Here is a 15,595-nt window from a genome sequence, read left to right as displayed (position 1 = left end):
CCGGACCGTTCTCTGCGGCTAGCTCGCGCGTCTCCGGAACCGGGGTAACCGGCGACCGCCTTCCCGTTGCGCAACCAGCAGCGCCTCGTGTGCCTCCACCGCCGCAATCGCCGCCTCGTCCACCAGTGCCTGGGCTGCCACCTCGGCTACCTGTGCCGCCTGGTCGGCCCGACGTACGGCCGCAGTTGCCTGGTCGTGTACCCGCCGCGCCGCAGCCCGCAGGACCCGGCACCGGTCGGCCGTCTTCTCCCGCTCCTGCTGTAGTGGGTCCAACTGGCCGATCCGCTGCCACACCTCACGCATCTCCCGTACCGAGATGTCACCCCGCCGGTACGCCGACAGCGCAGCCCGGGTCACCACCCGCTCCTGTTCCGCACCGGCTTCGTCGTCGGCCTCGTCCGTCGGCCGCCGGCCCGCCATCGCCTCGCGCAGAGCCTCGTCGTACGCCTGCTCTGCCGTCTCCTGGGCCGCCCAGGCCTCGTCGCGGGACCGTTCGACGGCGGCGACCTTCTCCCTCGCCTCGACCGCGACCGCAACCGCCTGACCCGCCTTGGCCTGGGCAGCGGCGGCGTGGGCGGCCAACTCCTCGGCTTCGAGGCGCAGCCGATCTGGATCTGGCCGCCCGGGCCGGGTTCGTTCGGTCAGCAGGGCGAGGCCGAGCAGCGCCAGCACCACCAGGACACCGAGATACAACAACGCCCACACACCTGTCGCGTCCACGCTCCATCGACTCCCCAGAGTGCGCGTCCGCCAAACAAGCCGATGATAGATGTCTATCCGATGGCTGGCCAGCGGGTGCACCGTCGCGCTCCGGCCAGCCGCGAGAGCGCCGTACAGCGGCATGGGTAGGCTGTGGCCGTGACCGCTCCAACGACCGCAGACCTGCGATGACCAGCGCAGCCGCAGCAGGAACGCCGGTGGACGGCGTACTGGCGACAGTGGGCATCGTCCTGTCCCTCGTCCTCGCCGTATGGAGTCTGGTCGCTTCGGTACGCGACCGGGCACCGGACCGCTCACACCTGATCGGCCTCGCCGTGGTGGAGCTGGCCCTGCTGGCGCTGGCCGGAACCGCGTTGATCGCCATCGTCGGTGGCGACCGTCCCGACGAGGCCGGCACCTTCGCCGGCTACCTCGTCACCCTGGTCTGCCTGCCTCCCCTGGCCGCGGTGCTGGCCCGGATGGAGCCGACCCGCTGGGGTTCGGCCATCATCGGCGTCATCTGTCTGGTCAACCCGGTCCTGATCGTGCGCCTTCAGCAGACCTGGGAGGTCGTCGGTGGCTGACCCCCAGCCGATCAGCCGGGGTCCGGGACGCCTGCTGGTCGCGGTCTACCTGCTCTTCGCGATCGCCGCCACCTGCCGGGCCGGTCTACAGATCATCACCCGGTTCGACGAGGCACCGCTGGCCTACCTGCTCTCGGCCCTGGCTGCGGTGATGTACATCGTCGCCACGGTCGGCCTGGCCCGGGGCGGTTCCGGTGGTCGTCGGACCGCGCTGGTCTGCTGCGCCATCGAACTTGCCGGAGTGCTCGTGGTCGGCACCGTCAGCGTTCTCGATCCGGCGCTGTTCCCCGACGACACGGTCTGGTCGGGCTTCGGCTCGGGGTACGGCTACGTGCCGCTGGTGCTGCCCGTACTCGGTCTGCTCTGGCTGCGCCGGACCGCCAAGCTGGCACAGCCGGCCACCCCGTCGGCAACCTAGACGAGTAGTTCCAAAGTCAGAGGTCGATGTTCGGGCATGGGGAGGGCGTTCAGGATCGTGTTGTGATGCAGAACCTGGACGTGGCCGTCGACGGCCACTGGCTGGGGTTCGTGACTACTGGTCGGGTGTCGCGTAACTGTTGTTGTTTCCGCCGCCGATGCCTGGGGCGAGGAGGTCTGCTGGCTGTCGAGCTGGGCGCACAGGCGGGGCAAGCCGTTGCGCCATCGGTGGTCAGGATTCGCACGAGGTGGCCGACCGCTACGGGGTCGACACCCGGGGCCGGCTGCTGGCACCGGCGTGCGTCGTCTCGGGAGTTCCTTGTCCAGGGCGATGTCCATCCGCGAGAGCGCCCGCCAGGTGCCGGGGTGAAAGGCGGGAGCGTAGACGAGGCAACTCGACAGCCTTTACGGCGGCCTTCCCTGACCGCCGGGAACCGGCCAGATTTCGGAACTACTCATCCAGCCGGAACGGGTCCAACCGGCGGGCTGCCAATCGCCCGTACAGCACTTGATTCAAGATCCTTTTTGTGGTATTATCCACCTTTTGCGTCAGTAGCATCGGCGATGCACCCCCTCGATCGATGGAGGAGACATCCGCCATGTGCCACGACGCCGACTCGGCTCCGCCGGTCTTCGGACCCGCCCTGACCGTCGCCACCGCCACACCGCTGATCCTGACCGGTACGGACGGCGCCCGTTTCGCCGCCCACCTGGCCGAACCCGAATCGCCCTCCGGCCTCGGTGTGCTGGTCCTGCCCGACAACCGCGGACTGTCCAGTTTCTACGAGCAGCTGACGGTACGCCTCGCCGAGCAGGGACACCACTCCCTCGCAGTCGACTACTACGGCCGGACCGCCGGCCTCGACCACCGGCAGCGCCCCGAGTTCGCCCAGATGGACGGAGTGCTGCCACACCTGTTCGCCCTGACCGGCGACAGCCTCTACGGTGACATCGACACCGGTATCGCCCAACTGCGCCAGCAGGTCGGGACCGTCGTCTCGCTCGGCTTCTGCATGGGTGGCCGGTTCGCCTTCGCCACCGCTGCCGAACGATTCGGTCTGGCCGGCGTCGTCGGCCTCTACGGCAGCCTCGACCCGATCAACGGCGCACCCGGCCCGATCCAGTTCGCCAGTGAACTGACCGCACCGATCCTCGGACTGTTCGGCGGAGCAGACCCCGACATACCCGCCGAATCGGTGCGGCGGTTCGACGAGGCGCTGACCGCTGCGGGCGTACCCCACGAGCTGGTGACGTACGAGGACGCCCCGCACAGTTTCTTCGACCTGCACCAGGAGCAGCACCGCGAGGCGTCGGCCGACGCCTGGGCCCGCATCCTCGACTTTCTGCAACGCTCCCGGTGAGGTCCCGGCACGGAGCAGGCGACCCGCCGACGGTGACCGCCACCGGGGAGGTGACGGATCGGGACCGGCGATCAGTCGCGCGGGCCACCGGCCACGTAGATCACCTGACCGGAGACGAACGACGCACCGTCGCTGGCCAGGAACGAGATGGTGTGCGCGATGTCCTCGGGTCGGCCGATCCGACGTACCGGAATCTCAGCGGCGACGTGCTTCTGGAACTCCTCGAAGTCCATGCCGATCCGGGCTGCGGTCGCCGCCGTCATGTCCGTCGCGATGAAGCCGGGTGCCACCGCGTTGGCGGTGATGCCGAACTGCCCGAGTTCGATGGCGAGGGTCTTGGTGAAGCCCTGTAGTCCGGCCTTGGCGGCCGCATAGTTGACCTGGCCCCGGTTACCCAACGCGGAGGTGCTCGACAGGTTGATGATGCGGCCCCAGCGCTGGTCGACCATGTGCTTCTGGGCCGCCTGGGTGAACAGGAACGCGCCGCGCAGGTGCACCGACATCACGGTGTCCCAGTCGGCATCGGTCATCTTGAACAGCAGGTTGTCCCGGAGCACACCAGCGTTGTTGACCAGCACGGTCGGTGGCCCCAACTCGGTGGCGATCCGGTCGACCGCCGCCTGGACCTGCGCCCGGTCGGAGACGTCGGCCCCGATGGCCAGGGCCTGTCCGCCCGCCGCCACGATGTCGTCCACCGTCGCCCGGGCGGTGTTCTCGTCGAGATCCACGACGGCGACCGTCAGCCCGTCGGCGGCCAGCCGGGCGGCGGTGGCTGCCCCGATGCCTCGGGCGGCACCGGTGACGATGGCGACGCGGGACTGGTCCGGCATGGTCAACCTCCGACAACAACGCTCGGCGACGGTCGGAGGAGCTTACCCCACCAGCCCTCCCACCAAGATCCGCGTGATCAGGGACTTCCGTGCCGACCCGCCGGCGACACGCGCGAGTTGGTCCCTGATCACGCGGATCATCAAGGAGAGGATCAGCCGAACTGGGCGGTGATCGACGTGAACTCCCAGTCGTTCTGGGCAATGCCGCTACAGTGCGACGTCACTCCCCCGTCCGGGCAGGGACGGTCCCGGTTGACCGACCAGAAGGCGAGGCGGGCCAGACCCCGGGCCTCGGCCCAGTCCCGGATCTGCGTCCAGGTCGCCACCGAGGTGAGTTCCCGCTGGTCGGAGAGCCCGTTCATGCCGGAGATCCCCATGTGGGCGTACGCCGTGGCGTCGGACCAGCCGAACCCGGTCTTCAACGCGTTCTTCAGCCCTTCCGAGGCGTTGACCGTGCTCTGGTACATGTTCGCGCCGCCGCCGAAGTCGAACGGCATGATGGTGAAGACGTCGATGTTGGCCTGCAACGCCGCCGCCTGGTTGATCAGCCGGGTGCCGTAGTAGTTCGGCCCGGTGGTCGTGGTGGGCATCGTGACGATCGTCTTGATCCCCGGGTTGTTCTGCTTGACGATCTTCAGCGCGTTGAGGATCCGGTCCTGTACGACCGTGTTCTCGAACTCGTCGGTGTTCTCGATGTCGACGTCGATCGCCTTGAGGTTGAACGCGTCGATCACCTGCTGGTACGCCCCGGCCAGGGCCTGCGGCGTGGAGCAGTTCGGGCCGAGCTTGTTGCCGCTCCAGCCGCCGATCGACGGGATGATGTCACCGCCGGCCGCCCGGATCGCGTTGATCGTGCTGTGGTGCACCCCGCCGGTCAGCGGCGCGTTGCCGTCCCAGCCCGGCGCGCAGCCGCCGTTGGAGAGGATGAACGCCATGGTGAACCACTTGATCCCGGTCGCGTTCATCACCGTCGCCGGCGCCGGCGGGTTGCCCCAGCCCGGGTAGAGGTAGGGCGCGGCGGCCATCGCTCCACCACCCGGCGGGCAGCCGGTCGTCGTCGCCGGTACCACCACGGACTTCGCCGACTCGGCGGTGGCGTTGTACGCCGTGACCGTGTAGTTGTGCGACGTACAGGCGGCCAGTCCGGAGATGGTCGCCGAGGTGCCGGTGACGGTGGCCCGTACCGTCTCACCCTCGTAGACCCGGTAGCCGGTCACCGTGCCGGTCGAGGTGTTCCAGGCCAGCGAGATCGACGTGTCGGTGGTGGCGGTGACCCGGGGGCTGCCGGGCACACCGGGCGCGGTCGGGTCGGGCGGGCCTCCACAGGACTGCCCGTTGACCCGGCAGTTCGTCGGATCCCCGGTGCCGGTGACGATGAAGCCGAACGAGGTGCTGGCTCCCGGGGCCAGGGTGCCGTTCCACGACCGGTTGGTCGCGGTGACGCCCTGTCCCATCGTGGTGACCAGCGCGTCCCAGTAGGTGCCCATCGTGGTGCCGACCGGCAGGTCGAACTGGACGTTCCACGACGTGATCGTCGTCGACGTGTCGTTGGTGATGGTGAACTTCGCCTCGTACCCGGTGCCCCAGCTCTGGGTTCGGGTAAAGGCTGCGGTGGCGGCGGACGCGGCCGGCACCGCCACCACCGTCGCCGCGAACATCGCGGCGACGAGGCTGGCGGCAAAGGCCACCGTCCGGAGGGCGCGGAGTCTCATCAGACCTCCAAAGGCCAGACAGAAGGGGTACGGGGATACGACGAACAGCAGGGAATACGAGGAACAGCGGCGAAAGCCGTACGGGATACGACGATCAGGGCAGCGTTGCCAGGTGCGGCTTCACGGTGCGGGCGAAGTTGTTGCCGTTGGACACGTCCCAGTTGACCGACCAGGTCATCGCGCCCCGGATGCCCGGATACGTGTTCGGCGGCCGGAAGGTGCCGCAGTTGGTGGCCCGGGCCAGACAGTCGAGCGCCTGGTTGACCAGGGCCGGCGCGACCACGCCACCGCCCGCCGCGCCCGGTCCGGCGGGCAGCCCGAGGGCGACCTGGTCGGGACGCAGCCCGTTCTCCGTCTGGATGCAGGCCAGCGCGGTCATGAAGTTGACCGTGCCCTGCGAGTACGCGGCGTTGCGGTCGCAGCCGAGCATCGAGCCGGAGTTGTAGTACTGGGTGTGTACGACGGTGAGGATGTCCTTGATGTCGAGCGCGAGCTTGAAGTACGACACCGTCGGCGACTGCATGTCGATGGTCTGCGGTGCCATCGTGATGATCAGTCCGGCACCTACCCGGGTGCGCAACGATCGCAGCGCCTGGGCCATGTACGTCGGGTTGAGCCCGTTCTCCAGGTCGATGTCGACCCCGTCGAAGCCGTACTCCTGGATGAGGTTGTAGACCGTGTTGCTGAAGTTGACCGCGGAGTTCGCATCGTTGACGGCCACCCGACCGGCCTCGCCACCGACCGAGATGATCACCTTTGCGCCCCGGGCGTGCAGGGCCTGTACGTCCGCCTTGAAGTCGGCGTTGGTGTAGCCGCCGAGCGCGGTCGACAGTCCGGGGTCGACACCGAACGTCACCGCTCCCGGGGTGCTGGTCGCCTCGGCGAAGGCAACCGCGACCAGGTCGTAGTCGGCCGGGACGTCACGTAGCCGCAGTTCGACGGCCGGGTTGACGAAGTTGTGCCAGTAGCCGGTGAGGAAGTGCCTGGGCAGCCCGTCGTTGGGCGGCTGCGTGGTCGGCGGTGGAGTCGTGGGTGGTGGGGTGGTCGGATTCACCGTCCCCGTCGGCGGCGGCGTCGTCGGATCCACACCACCACACGGCGCACCATTCAACAGACAACCCACCGGAGAACCAGAACCAGTCGCCAAAAACCCGAACGACACCGACCCACCCGGCGGAACCGAACCATTCCACGACCGATTCGAAAACGTATGCCGCTGCCCCGACGACGACAACAACGCATCCCAATACGAACCCATCGACGTCCCCGCCGGAAGATCAAACACCACCGACCACGACGACAAGGCCGACGACCCACCATTCGTAATCGTGTACCGACCCTCCCAACCCGAACCCCAATCCGACACCTTCACGAACGACGCCGTCGGACCAGCAGCAAACGCCGGCAACGACACCCAGAACACCCCGAGCGCCGCCACCAACCCCGCCACCAAACCCAACACCAACGATCTGGACCGTCTCCTCATCCGACCCTCCCACCAAGCCAAACATCCACGGACATCAACAAGTAGCCCTAATTATTAGGACTGTTAACTGTTTCTGTCCAGCCCCCTCTGGGGTGCAGGAAAGGGCTCCTTTCACGGCGAAAAGCGATGAAAAGGGCCCTTCCCTACACCGCAGACAGGAGGGTCAGCGGGTCAGCCAGGTCAGCGGCTCAGCGAGGTCAGCGCTTCAGCGGGGTCAGCGGGGTCAGCGGCGGAAGGTGAACCAGTTGACGTTGACGAAGTCGTCCGGCTGGCCGCTGGAGAAGGTCAGATAGACGGTGTGCGTACCGGTCACCGTCGACACGTTGCCCGGCACCGAGCGCCAACTCTGCCAGCCACCCGTGTCAGCCACCGCAAAGCTGCCGATCGGCGGGTTGGTGGGGCTGTCGAGGCGTACCTCCACCAGGCCACTCACGCCGCCGGCCGCACCGGAGGCGACCCGGGCGACGAAGTCCCGGGCCGTGGTCGAACCGAAGTCGACCCGGTCGAACCTGACCCAGTCACCGTTGCGCAGTCCGCCGATGTTCTGCCCGCCCTCGCTGCACGCCTCGGTGATCACGCCGTTCTGCGCGTTGAACGCCTCCGCCTGGATCGTCGAGTACGCGTCGACACCGCCAGCCGGCGGCGTGGTGGGCGGGGTCGTCGGCACCGTGCCACCACCCTGGCTCCACACCGCCACGTAGTCCACCAGCATCGACCGCCCGGAGACGGTGGCCGCCGTCGGCGTGGCCGAACCGGCGACGGCATCCGGGAACGCTCCGCCCATCGCCAGGTTGAGCAGCAGGAAGTAGCCCGCGTGGCTGGTCATGTTGGTCCAGTGCGGCTCGCCGACCTGAGCCTGGGTCACCGTGTGGTAGTGCTGGCCGTCGACGTACCAGCGCAGTTGTTGCGGGCTGACCCCGGTGTCCCACTCGAAGCGGTAGGTGTGGAACGCCGACTGGCAGGATGCCCCGGGGCAGGTACGGGACGCGCCGATGCCGGTGGACTCGTTGCACGGCCCGCCGGGGGCAACTCCACAGTGGAGCACGCCCCACACCGAGTTGATCCCGTTGACGTTCTCCATGATGTCGAACTCACCGATGCCCGGCCAGTTCCAGTAGTTGCCCCGGTACGGTGCACCGAGCGCCCAGAACGCCGGCCAGTATCCGGCCGCCGCCGCCCCGGTGACGTCGGGCATCTGGATCCGCCCCTCGATGGCGAGCACTCCCCCGCTCGGCGGCTTGAAGTTGGTGCGTACCGTCTCGATCCGCGACGAGGTCCACCGGCCGGCGGCGTCGCGGAGCGCGGTGATCCGCAGGTTGCCGCTACCGTCGTGGCCGATGTTCGCGCTGCTGCCGGTGTAGGTCTGGATCTCGCCGGTGCCCCAGTTGGCCGGGCCGCCCGGATAGCTGGTGCCGGTGTCGATGATCCAGTTGCTGGCCGAGGGGGGACTGCCGGCAGCCCCGGTGAAGTCGTCGCTCCACACCAGGTTCCAGCCGGGCGGGGTGGGCGGTACGGCGGCGCGGGCGGTCACGGTGACCGCCGCCAGCATGGTCACGAGCACGGTGGAGATGGCCGCGACCGGGATCAGGCGATGCTGCGGGGCCCGGCCGGCGGGTGCCGACCGGGCAGGCACGTACGGTCTCATCGGGTGGCCTCTCTGCGAAACAGGAAGTCGAGAGAGCGCTCTCTCCCGGTTGTACGGCGCATATCGACACATGTCAACAGTCGTCGATGCGCCTACGCCACGTCGGTAGCCGCGATCACACGTACGGTGCCGCTACCGGCGACGAAACACCGCCTGTTCCGCAGCGCTCCACGCCGTCGTGGTGGCCAGATACAGCACTGCCGCCAGCGGCATCACCAGCGCCAGCAGCGGTGTCCCGTACGGCAGCAACTGAAGCACCCGGGTCAACGGGTTCGGGGCGGCGGCCGACTCGGCGGTGGTGGCCGCCCGCCGCATCCGCCGCGACGACCACCAGGCCAACCCCACCAGAACCGCCAGGAGTACGGCGAACAGCGGACCTGCTGCCCCGGCCAACCCGTCGGAGGCGTGGTGGCCCAGCGGCACCCCCAGCAGGCGCTCGGTCAACAGCCCGTCCGACCCGGCCGACGTGGTGAACAGGCGGTACATCACGAAGAAGAAGGGTGCCTGGAGCAGGGTCGGTAGGCAGCCGGCCAGCGGGGACGCCCCCGCTTCGCGGTAGAGCGTCACCAGTTCGGTACGAAGCTGCTCGGGCTGGTCGCCGTACCGTTTCTGGATCTCCTGGATCTTCGGAGCGAGTGCCGCCTGCCGCTGCTGGCCGCGCACCTGTGCCCAGGTCAGCGGCGAGATCAGCAGTCGGACGAGAACGGTGAACAGCACGATGGCGGCGGCGGTGGCCGCCGTTCCGGCAAGCGGCGCGACGACGGCGGCGAGTACGGAGACAGCGGTGGAGGCGGCGTCGACGACGCCGTCGAGTGGTGCGAAGGCAAGCATGAAGAACCCCTCGGCTCGATTCCGGAATGGCCCGCCGCGCGGTGCGGTGTGCCCAGCGGGCGGCGCACCGCTGTGGGGCGGCGGGTGTGGTGGAACGGAATCGGCCGCGTGGCGGCGAGAGAACTGCGGCGCTACGCGGCCGAGGCGTACGCCGAGGGGGCTCGTGGCCGGGGTCGGCCGGAGGCATCCGGATCGAGCTGACGGGAAACCCGACTGTGGCGGGCTCGCGCTCGCAACGTGGCAGCCCGACGGGCCGGGTCAGCCGTGGCACCCGACCAGCCGACGAGGTGAACCGCGACGGCGACGGCGATCAGCGTGGCGACGGCCAACGCGGCAGCCCCGGCGAACAACTCGGCCGGGCGGGTGGCGAGCGCGGCAAGCTGCGCGACGGCGTACGTCCAGACGCTCGTCACGGTCAGCAGCAACTCTGGCACGGGGTCAGCTTAGAAGATCGGTTCCACCCGGATGTCGATCGAGTGGGTAGCGTGGGCGAAGGGCGTTCTTCTGCCGGCTGTCGCTGGCGCTGATCTGCCGGATGTCGCCCACGCTGTTCCGCTGGCAGTCGCTGGCGCTGCTCTGCCTGACCGGACTGTTCTGCCTGGCCTGGCTGTTCTGCCTGGCCTGGCTGCGGCGTACATCCGATCCGATGTGATGACATCCGACCGGATGTACGCCGATCAACCCCGGTCGGCGACTCAGCAAAAGCCGCGACCGGAACGAGCCGCTAGGACAGGCGCAGGTGCGGTTCCAGGGTCACCTCGAAGAGGCGGTCCCAGGGCAGCTCGACGTGCACCGAGTCGAGCCGGTCCAGCGTCGCGGTGAACGTCTTCGCGCCCCGCCTACCCAGCACGATCTTGTGCCCGGCGAAGTGGTCCGCGAAGTACTGCGAGGTCACCGGGCCGAGCCGGTCGCTGATCCAGCCGTCGAAGTAGAGCTTCTGCTGGTCGGTGAGCCGCAGCGGATCCCAGCCCTGGGCACGGGCGTGGGCGTACGCATCGGTCTGCACCACGTTCTTCCACGGGTCGTCCTTGACGAACCGGTAGAGCAGGTACTCGGCGTGGGCCTGTCCCGGGGCCGACATCTGCGGCACGCCGAAGCCGCTGCCGGAGTTACGCAGGTACGCCCACCGGGCGGTGCCGTGCCCGAGGGCCAGCCCGAGCGCGTTGCCCCCGGTGTTCCAGCCCGAGTACGACAGCAGTGCCGCCAGGTCGAGCCCGGCCTCCATCCGGGAGACCAACGCGTGGTCACCCTTGTTGACGATCAGCGGGTCCACCACGATGACCTGCGTGCCGGCGGCCAGCAGTGCCCCGATCCGGGCCACGAAGGCGTCCAGGTCGGCACCCCGGTTGGCGGCCACCGCCGACGGCGTGTTCACGGCCAGCACGATGTCGGCGCTGCCGTCGACCACCCGCCCACCGACCGACTTGACGTGCCGGCGGATGTTCTCCGCGAACGGGATGCCCTCCAGCTGGGCGGTCCAGTCCTCGCCGGAGACGCCCGCGTACTCCAACCGGTAGGTGGGGTTGAGACCGGCGGCGATGACCCGGGCCACCAGCAGCGCGTTCACCTCGTCCGCACCGGGGAAGATCTCCACCCGGTCGGTGACGCCGAGCTGGGCGGCCAGCGCCTCCAGTTCGACCCGCTCGGCCCGGGCCAGCCCGACCGGCGCGGTGTCGTCCTCGGAGAGCACCAGGTGGGTGATGGTCCCGTCGGCGACCCACTCCACCATCAGCCTGTTGACCTGGTGGTTACGGGCCCGTGCCGCGAGGTAGTCCTCGACGATCTCGTCCGGGATCTTCGCCCGGGTCTCGTCGAGCTGTCCGCGCAGCTCCTCCTGGCCGAGGTTCACCACCTGGTCGTAGAGCTTCGCCCAGCTGACCAGCAGCGAGATGTACGCGTCCAGCGGCGTACCGGTGCTGGTCAGCGCCAGTCGCTGGATGGTGTCGTGCACCTCGATCGTCGCGTCCGGGCGAGCCCTGCGCAGCGTCCGGATCGCCTCGACGTTGGCCAGCGCCTCGGCCATCGTCGCGGTGGCGGTACGCGAGGCGATCAGGCCGCCGTAGGCCAGCATGCTCACCGAGATCACGTAGCTGTCGACCTGGCCGACCGAGCCCAGCCAACGGGCGATCCCCGCCCCGTCACCGGGGGTGAAGAACCGGCCCAGCAGCTCACGCGGCGGCAGCTCCAGTCGTACGCCCGCGCTGGCGGCGGTCATTTCCGAGCAGTACACGTTGACCGGCCGGTCGTCCAGCGGAACCAACGCGATCGTCCGGCCCTTCGAGCCGGCCGGACCGGCCAGCGCCGGTAGACCACCAAGGGCGGCGGCGGCAACGCCACCCACGCCCGCAGCCAGGACGGCACGTCTTCTCATTGCTACTCCTTCTTCTTCACCGCCCCCGCCACCTCGGGCTCGTTCGGTGTGCCCGATCGGACGGGAGTCCTCCGCCTCGCCCGTCCGATCGGTTTGGGTCAGGAAGGCCCCCTTCCAAGGCAGAAAGCGATGGAAGGGGCCCTTCCGTGCACTCAGGCAGTGGCCCTCGGGGTTGCCGGCACCAGCCGGCGGGTGATCCACAGCGGCGAGGTGACGGCGTTGCCCATCACGACCGCGTGGGCCCCGGCGGCGAACGCCTGGCCGATCTGCTCGGTGTCCCGGTAGCGCCCCTCGGCGATCACCGGCACCGACAGCGCCTTCACCAGTCGCGCCAACAGCTCCAGGTCCGGTCCGTCGGTCGGCGGACTGGCCTCGGTGTAGCCGGACAACGTGGTGGCGACCGCGTCGGCACCGGCCGCCACGGCGGCCACGCCTTCCTCCTCCGTGGACACGTCGGCCAGCACCAGGGCCTGGCTGCACTCCCGTACCGCCCGTACCGTGTCGGCGAAGGTCTTCCCGTCCGGCCGGGGCCGGTCGGTGGCGTCGACCGCGACGATGTGCGCCCCGGCCAGCGCCGCCTCGACCGCGTGCGTCGCGGTGGGGGTGATGAACACACCACCGCTGCCGTCCTTGACCAGTCCGATCACGGGCACGTCCACGGTGGCCCGGATCGCCGCGATGTCGGCAAGTCCGTTGGCCCGGATCGCCACCGCGCCACCCGCCACCGCCGCAGCCGCCACCCGCGCCTGCACGTACGGGTCGCGCATCGGGTCGTTCGGCTCGTCGGGCAGCGGCTGGCAGGAGACCACCAGGCCACCACGCAGGGAATCCAGGATCGTCACAGGTCCTCCATGGCTAGTCGGGCCGCGCCGACAGCAACCGAGTCGGAGCCCAGCGCGGCGGGTAGCAGCGGCACGTCGGCCCAGGCCGGGGGCAGTTCAACCGGGTACGCGGCGGCAGCAGCCGGCAGCAGCGCATCCGCCGCGCCACCGGCCACCAGTACGGCCTGTGGGTCGAGCAGGGTGACCAGGCCGGCGAGTGCCCGGCCCAGTGCCGTGCCGGCCCGGTCGAGTACCGCCTCTGCGGCGGTGTCCCCGGCCAGTGCCCGCTCGGCCACCACCCGCCCACTGATCCGTTCCCCGGTGGCCAGCTCGTACGCGGCCCCGAGCCCGGTGCCGGAGGCGATCGCCTCCAGGTGACCGTACCGGCCGCAGCCGCAGCGCAGCTGTTCGGCTCCGGGCACCGGCAGATGGGCCAGCTCACCGGCCCCGCCCCGGGCACCGTGCTCGACCCGGCCGTCCCGGATCAGTCCGCCACCCAGGCCGGTGCCGGCGGCGACGAGCAGCAGGTGTCGCCGCCCCCGTCCAGCACCGGCCCAGGTCTCCCCGAGGGCGGCTGCGTTGACGTCGTTGTCGACCCGTACCCGGACCAGGCGCGTCCGGTTGCCCAGGTCGCGGGTCAGCCGGGCGGTGAGTTCGTCGGCGATCGGGGTGCCGGCCCAGCCGGGCAGGCTGTCGGTTGCGTACCGGACGACGCCGCTGGCCGGATCGATGGTGCCGGCCGCGCCGACCCCGACGGTGACGGTTGCCCGGTCAGCGCCGACCGCAGGTGCCCGGTCGCCACCGGTGACGGTTGCCCGGTCGGTGCCGACTTCGTCGGCGAGAAGCTGCCCGGCGAGCCCGGCGGCGGTGTCCAGCACCGCCGCCGGGCCCTGCCGGGCCGGAGTGGCTGCCGTGGTGCGGCCCACCACCTCGCCGGCCGGGGTCACCAGCACGGCGAGCGTCTTCGTGCCGCCGATGTCGACGCCGACATGGAGCGGATACGACGTGCTCATCCCTTCAGACCGGTGTGTGCCAGACCCTCGACGAACTGCTTCTGTGCGACGACGAACACCGCCAGCACCGGCAGCGCGGTCATCGAGGCCGCCGCCAACTGCACGTTCCACATCGGACCGCCGTACGCGTCGACAAACTGCGTCAACGCCTGCGGCAGGGTGAACATCTCCGGCGAGGAGAGGAACACGATCGGTTCGAGGTAGAGGTTCCAGCTGTGCAGGAAGGTGAAGATGGCGACCGCGCCCAGCGCCGGCCGGGCCAGCGGCAGGGCGATCTTCCAGAACGTCGCGAACCGGCCGAGCCCGTCCACCCGGGCCGCCTCCTCCAGCTCGTTGGGGAGGCTGATGAAGAACTGCCGCATGATGAACGTCGCCAGCACGCTGGGTGCGCCGAGGATCGGCACCAGGATCAGCGGCCAGTGGGTGTCGACCAGACCGAGCTTGAAGAACATCTGGAACAGCGGCACGATCGTGACCTCGCTCGGGATGAGCAGGCCGGCCAGCACCACCAGGAACAGTACGTTCTGCCCCCGGAACCGGATCCGCGCGAAGGCGTACCCGGACAGCGCCGAGACCGCCAACGTGCCGACGGTGACGATCAGCGCGATGTAGAGGCTGTTGAAGTACTGCCGCTCGAACGGCTGCAACTCGAACACCCGCTGGTACGCGTCGAACTGGACGTCGGTCGGCCACAGTTGCGGCGGGAAGGCGAAGATGTCGGCGATCGGCTTCAGCGACGAGGTGACCATCCACCAGGTCGGGAAGATGAACGGGATGCACAGGACCATCAGTACGCCGTAGAGCACCAGCTTGGTCCGGCGCGAAACGTCACGATTCATGGAAGACCCACCTCTTGCGCATCTGCCACTGGAGCACGGTCAGCGCGAGGACGATGGCGAAGAGCGCGATCGACAGCGTGGCGCCGTAGCCGAAGTGGTGGAACTGGAACGCCTGCTGGTAGAGGTAGTAGACGAGCACGGTGGTGGAGGTGCCCGGTCCGCCCTGGGTCAGCACGGCGATCTGCGCGAAGACCTGCAACGACCCGACCACCGTGATGATCGAGGTGAGCAGGATCGTCGGGCTGATCAACGGCACCGTGATCCGCCAGAACTGGCGCATCCGGCTGGCCCCGTCGACCTCGGCGGCCTCGTACAGCTCGGCCGGTACGCCCTGTAGGGCGGCCAGGAAGAGCACCATGTTGAGGCCGACGTTCTTGAATACCTGTACGACGATGACCGAGAGCATGGCGGTGGTCTCACCACGCAGCCAGTTCGGCCCGTCGACGCCGATCGTGTCGAGCAGCCCGTTGATCCCACCGTTGTCCTGGAGCAGGAAGCCCCAGACGATGGTCCAGGCCACCAGCGACACGACGACCGGCGAGAAGAAGAGGGTGCGGAACACGATGCTGCCGCGCAGTCGCTGGTTGAGCAGCACCGCCAGCAGCAACGCCAGGGCGAGGTTGAAGATCACCAGCCCGATCGAGAACAGTCCGGTGGCCTTCAGTACGCCCGGCAGGTTGGTGTCGTCGGCCAGCGCCTGGTAGTTCTCGGCCCCGACGTAGTCGAAGGTGCCGGCCAGCACGTTCCACTCGTGCAGGCTGTACCAGACCACCAGGATCAACGGCAGGATCACGAAGACCGCGCTGCCGAGCATTTGCGGGGTGATGAACAGGTAGCCGGTGAGCTGGTCCCGCCGCCGGGCGGTCCAGTACGGCCGGCGTTCACCCGCCGGTCGTGGTCCACCCGGGGTGGCGCGACGCCCCCCGGTGGCGGACCGGGATCCGGCCCGGTCCGCCACGGTGTCCGTCTCGGACATGTCTGGGAGT

Annotated in this window: 15 protein-coding genes; 3 read left to right on the top strand and 12 right to left on the bottom strand. The window is 69.2% G+C overall.

The annotated features are described in order from the left end of the window. Positions 1-18 precede the first annotated feature (18 nt). A complete protein-coding gene (locus ACFQ4H_RS14575) occupies positions 19-720 on the bottom strand; it encodes a hypothetical protein (RefSeq protein WP_377571143.1) in 702 nt (233 codons plus the stop codon). A gap of 167 nt (positions 721-887) precedes the next feature. On the opposite strand from ACFQ4H_RS14575, the gene ACFQ4H_RS14570 reads away from it, so the two are divergent. The 3 genes from ACFQ4H_RS14570 to ACFQ4H_RS14560 all read left to right on the top strand — a co-directional run bounded on the left by ACFQ4H_RS14570 (position 888) and on the right by ACFQ4H_RS14560 (position 3,061). Next, complete coding sequence (locus tag ACFQ4H_RS14570; protein WP_377571140.1) at positions 888-1,283, top strand: hypothetical protein; 396 nt, start codon at positions 888-890, stop codon at positions 1,281-1,283. Further along, positions 1,276-1,701, top strand: coding sequence for a hypothetical protein (locus ACFQ4H_RS14565; protein WP_377571137.1), 426 nt, complete (start codon positions 1,276-1,278; stop codon positions 1,699-1,701). The genes ACFQ4H_RS14570 and ACFQ4H_RS14565 overlap by 8 nt, the downstream gene beginning before the upstream one ends. 580 nt (positions 1,702-2,281) lie before the next feature. Continuing rightward, a complete protein-coding gene (locus tag ACFQ4H_RS14560; protein WP_377571134.1) occupies positions 2,282-3,061 on the top strand; it encodes a dienelactone hydrolase family protein in 780 nt (259 codons plus the stop codon). Between the two features lie 71 nt (positions 3,062-3,132). On the opposite strand, the gene fabG is transcribed toward ACFQ4H_RS14560, so the two are convergent. The 11 genes from fabG to ACFQ4H_RS14505 form a co-directional block, all read right to left on the bottom strand. Beyond that, positions 3,133-3,891, bottom strand: a complete 759-nt coding sequence (gene fabG / locus ACFQ4H_RS14555) for a 3-oxoacyl-ACP reductase FabG (RefSeq protein WP_377571131.1) — start codon at positions 3,889-3,891, stop codon at positions 3,133-3,135. Between the two features lie 152 nt (positions 3,892-4,043). Beyond that, entirely contained in the window at positions 4,044-5,603 is a 1,560-nt protein-coding gene (locus tag ACFQ4H_RS14550; protein ID WP_377571128.1) for a cellulose binding domain-containing protein, read from the bottom strand. A gap of 94 nt (positions 5,604-5,697) precedes the next feature. After that, complete coding sequence (locus tag ACFQ4H_RS14545) at positions 5,698-7,089, bottom strand: chitinase (RefSeq protein WP_377571125.1); 1,392 nt, start codon at positions 7,087-7,089, stop codon at positions 5,698-5,700. Positions 7,090-7,312: 223 nt separating this feature from the next. Then, positions 7,313-8,638: a carbohydrate-binding protein gene (locus tag ACFQ4H_RS14540; RefSeq protein ID WP_377571252.1), complete on the bottom strand. Its 1,326-nt coding sequence runs from the start codon at positions 8,636-8,638 to the stop codon at positions 7,313-7,315. A 228-nt stretch (positions 8,639-8,866) separates the two neighbouring features. Beyond that, a complete protein-coding gene (locus ACFQ4H_RS14535) occupies positions 8,867-9,565 on the bottom strand; it encodes a YidC/Oxa1 family membrane protein insertase (RefSeq protein ID WP_377571122.1) in 699 nt (232 codons plus the stop codon). Positions 9,566-9,696: 131 nt separating this feature from the next. Beyond that, positions 9,697-9,999 (bottom strand): DUF6412 domain-containing protein, encoded by a 303-nt coding sequence (locus ACFQ4H_RS14530; protein WP_377571119.1) that lies wholly within the window; start codon positions 9,997-9,999, stop codon positions 9,697-9,699. 290 nt (positions 10,000-10,289) lie between these two features. Then, complete coding sequence (locus ACFQ4H_RS14525; protein WP_377571116.1) at positions 10,290-11,936, bottom strand: DUF4127 family protein; 1,647 nt, start codon at positions 11,934-11,936, stop codon at positions 10,290-10,292. Positions 11,937-12,088: 152 nt separating this feature from the next. Next, the gene (locus tag ACFQ4H_RS14520) at positions 12,089-12,778 is read right to left on the bottom strand and encodes an N-acetylmannosamine-6-phosphate 2-epimerase (RefSeq protein ID WP_377571113.1); all 690 of its coding nucleotides are present in this window, start codon (positions 12,776-12,778) and stop codon (positions 12,089-12,091) included. Next, on the bottom strand, positions 12,775-13,770 hold the full coding sequence (locus ACFQ4H_RS14515; RefSeq protein ID WP_377571110.1) for an ROK family protein: 996 nt from the start codon (positions 13,768-13,770) through the stop codon (positions 12,775-12,777). Before ACFQ4H_RS14515 ends, ACFQ4H_RS14520 begins: the two co-directional genes overlap by 4 nt. Beyond that, on the bottom strand, positions 13,767-14,609 hold the full coding sequence (locus ACFQ4H_RS14510; protein WP_377571107.1) for a carbohydrate ABC transporter permease: 843 nt from the start codon (positions 14,607-14,609) through the stop codon (positions 13,767-13,769). The genes ACFQ4H_RS14515 and ACFQ4H_RS14510 overlap by 4 nt, the downstream gene beginning before the upstream one ends. Then, positions 14,599-15,585, bottom strand: a complete 987-nt coding sequence (locus ACFQ4H_RS14505) for a carbohydrate ABC transporter permease (RefSeq protein WP_377571104.1) — start codon at positions 15,583-15,585, stop codon at positions 14,599-14,601. Before ACFQ4H_RS14505 ends, ACFQ4H_RS14510 begins: the two co-directional genes overlap by 11 nt. Positions 15,586-15,595: the final 10 nt, after the last annotated feature.

The sequence above is a fragment of the Micromonospora sonneratiae genome, from assembly GCF_042679305.1.
GTDB lineage: Bacteria > Actinomycetota > Actinomycetes > Mycobacteriales > Micromonosporaceae > Micromonospora_H > Micromonospora_H sonneratiae.
This window is presented reverse-complemented; position numbering and strand designations above follow the sequence as displayed.

Excerpts from the sequence above, each read along its gene's own strand:
- ACFQ4H_RS14535 (WP_377571122.1), bottom strand. The coding sequence starts at position 9,565 with ATGCTTGCCTTCGCACCACTCGACGGCGTCGTCGACGCCGCCTCCACC.
- fabG (WP_377571131.1), bottom strand. The coding sequence starts at position 3,891 with ATGCCGGACCAGTCCCGCGTCGCCATCGTCACCGGTGCCGCCCGAGGC.
- ACFQ4H_RS14570 (WP_377571140.1), top strand. The coding sequence starts at position 888 with ATGACCAGCGCAGCCGCAGCAGGAACGCCGGTGGACGGCGTACTGGCG.
- ACFQ4H_RS14545 (WP_377571125.1), bottom strand. The coding sequence starts at position 7,089 with ATGAGGAGACGGTCCAGATCGTTGGTGTTGGGTTTGGTGGCGGGGTTG.
- ACFQ4H_RS14560 (WP_377571134.1), top strand. The coding sequence starts at position 2,282 with ATGGAGGAGACATCCGCCATGTGCCACGACGCCGACTCGGCTCCGCCG.
- ACFQ4H_RS14505 (WP_377571104.1), bottom strand. The coding sequence starts at position 15,585 with ATGTCCGAGACGGACACCGTGGCGGACCGGGCCGGATCCCGGTCCGCC.
- ACFQ4H_RS14525 (WP_377571116.1), bottom strand. The coding sequence starts at position 11,936 with ATGAGAAGACGTGCCGTCCTGGCTGCGGGCGTGGGTGGCGTTGCCGCC.
- ACFQ4H_RS14550 (WP_377571128.1), bottom strand. The coding sequence starts at position 5,603 with ATGAGACTCCGCGCCCTCCGGACGGTGGCCTTTGCCGCCAGCCTCGTC.
- ACFQ4H_RS14540 (WP_377571252.1), bottom strand. The coding sequence starts at position 8,638 with ATGCTGGCGGCGGTCACCGTGACCGCCCGCGCCGCCGTACCGCCCACC.
- ACFQ4H_RS14510 (WP_377571107.1), bottom strand. The coding sequence starts at position 14,609 with ATGAATCGTGACGTTTCGCGCCGGACCAAGCTGGTGCTCTACGGCGTA.
- ACFQ4H_RS14515 (WP_377571110.1), bottom strand. The coding sequence starts at position 13,770 with ATGAGCACGTCGTATCCGCTCCATGTCGGCGTCGACATCGGCGGCACG.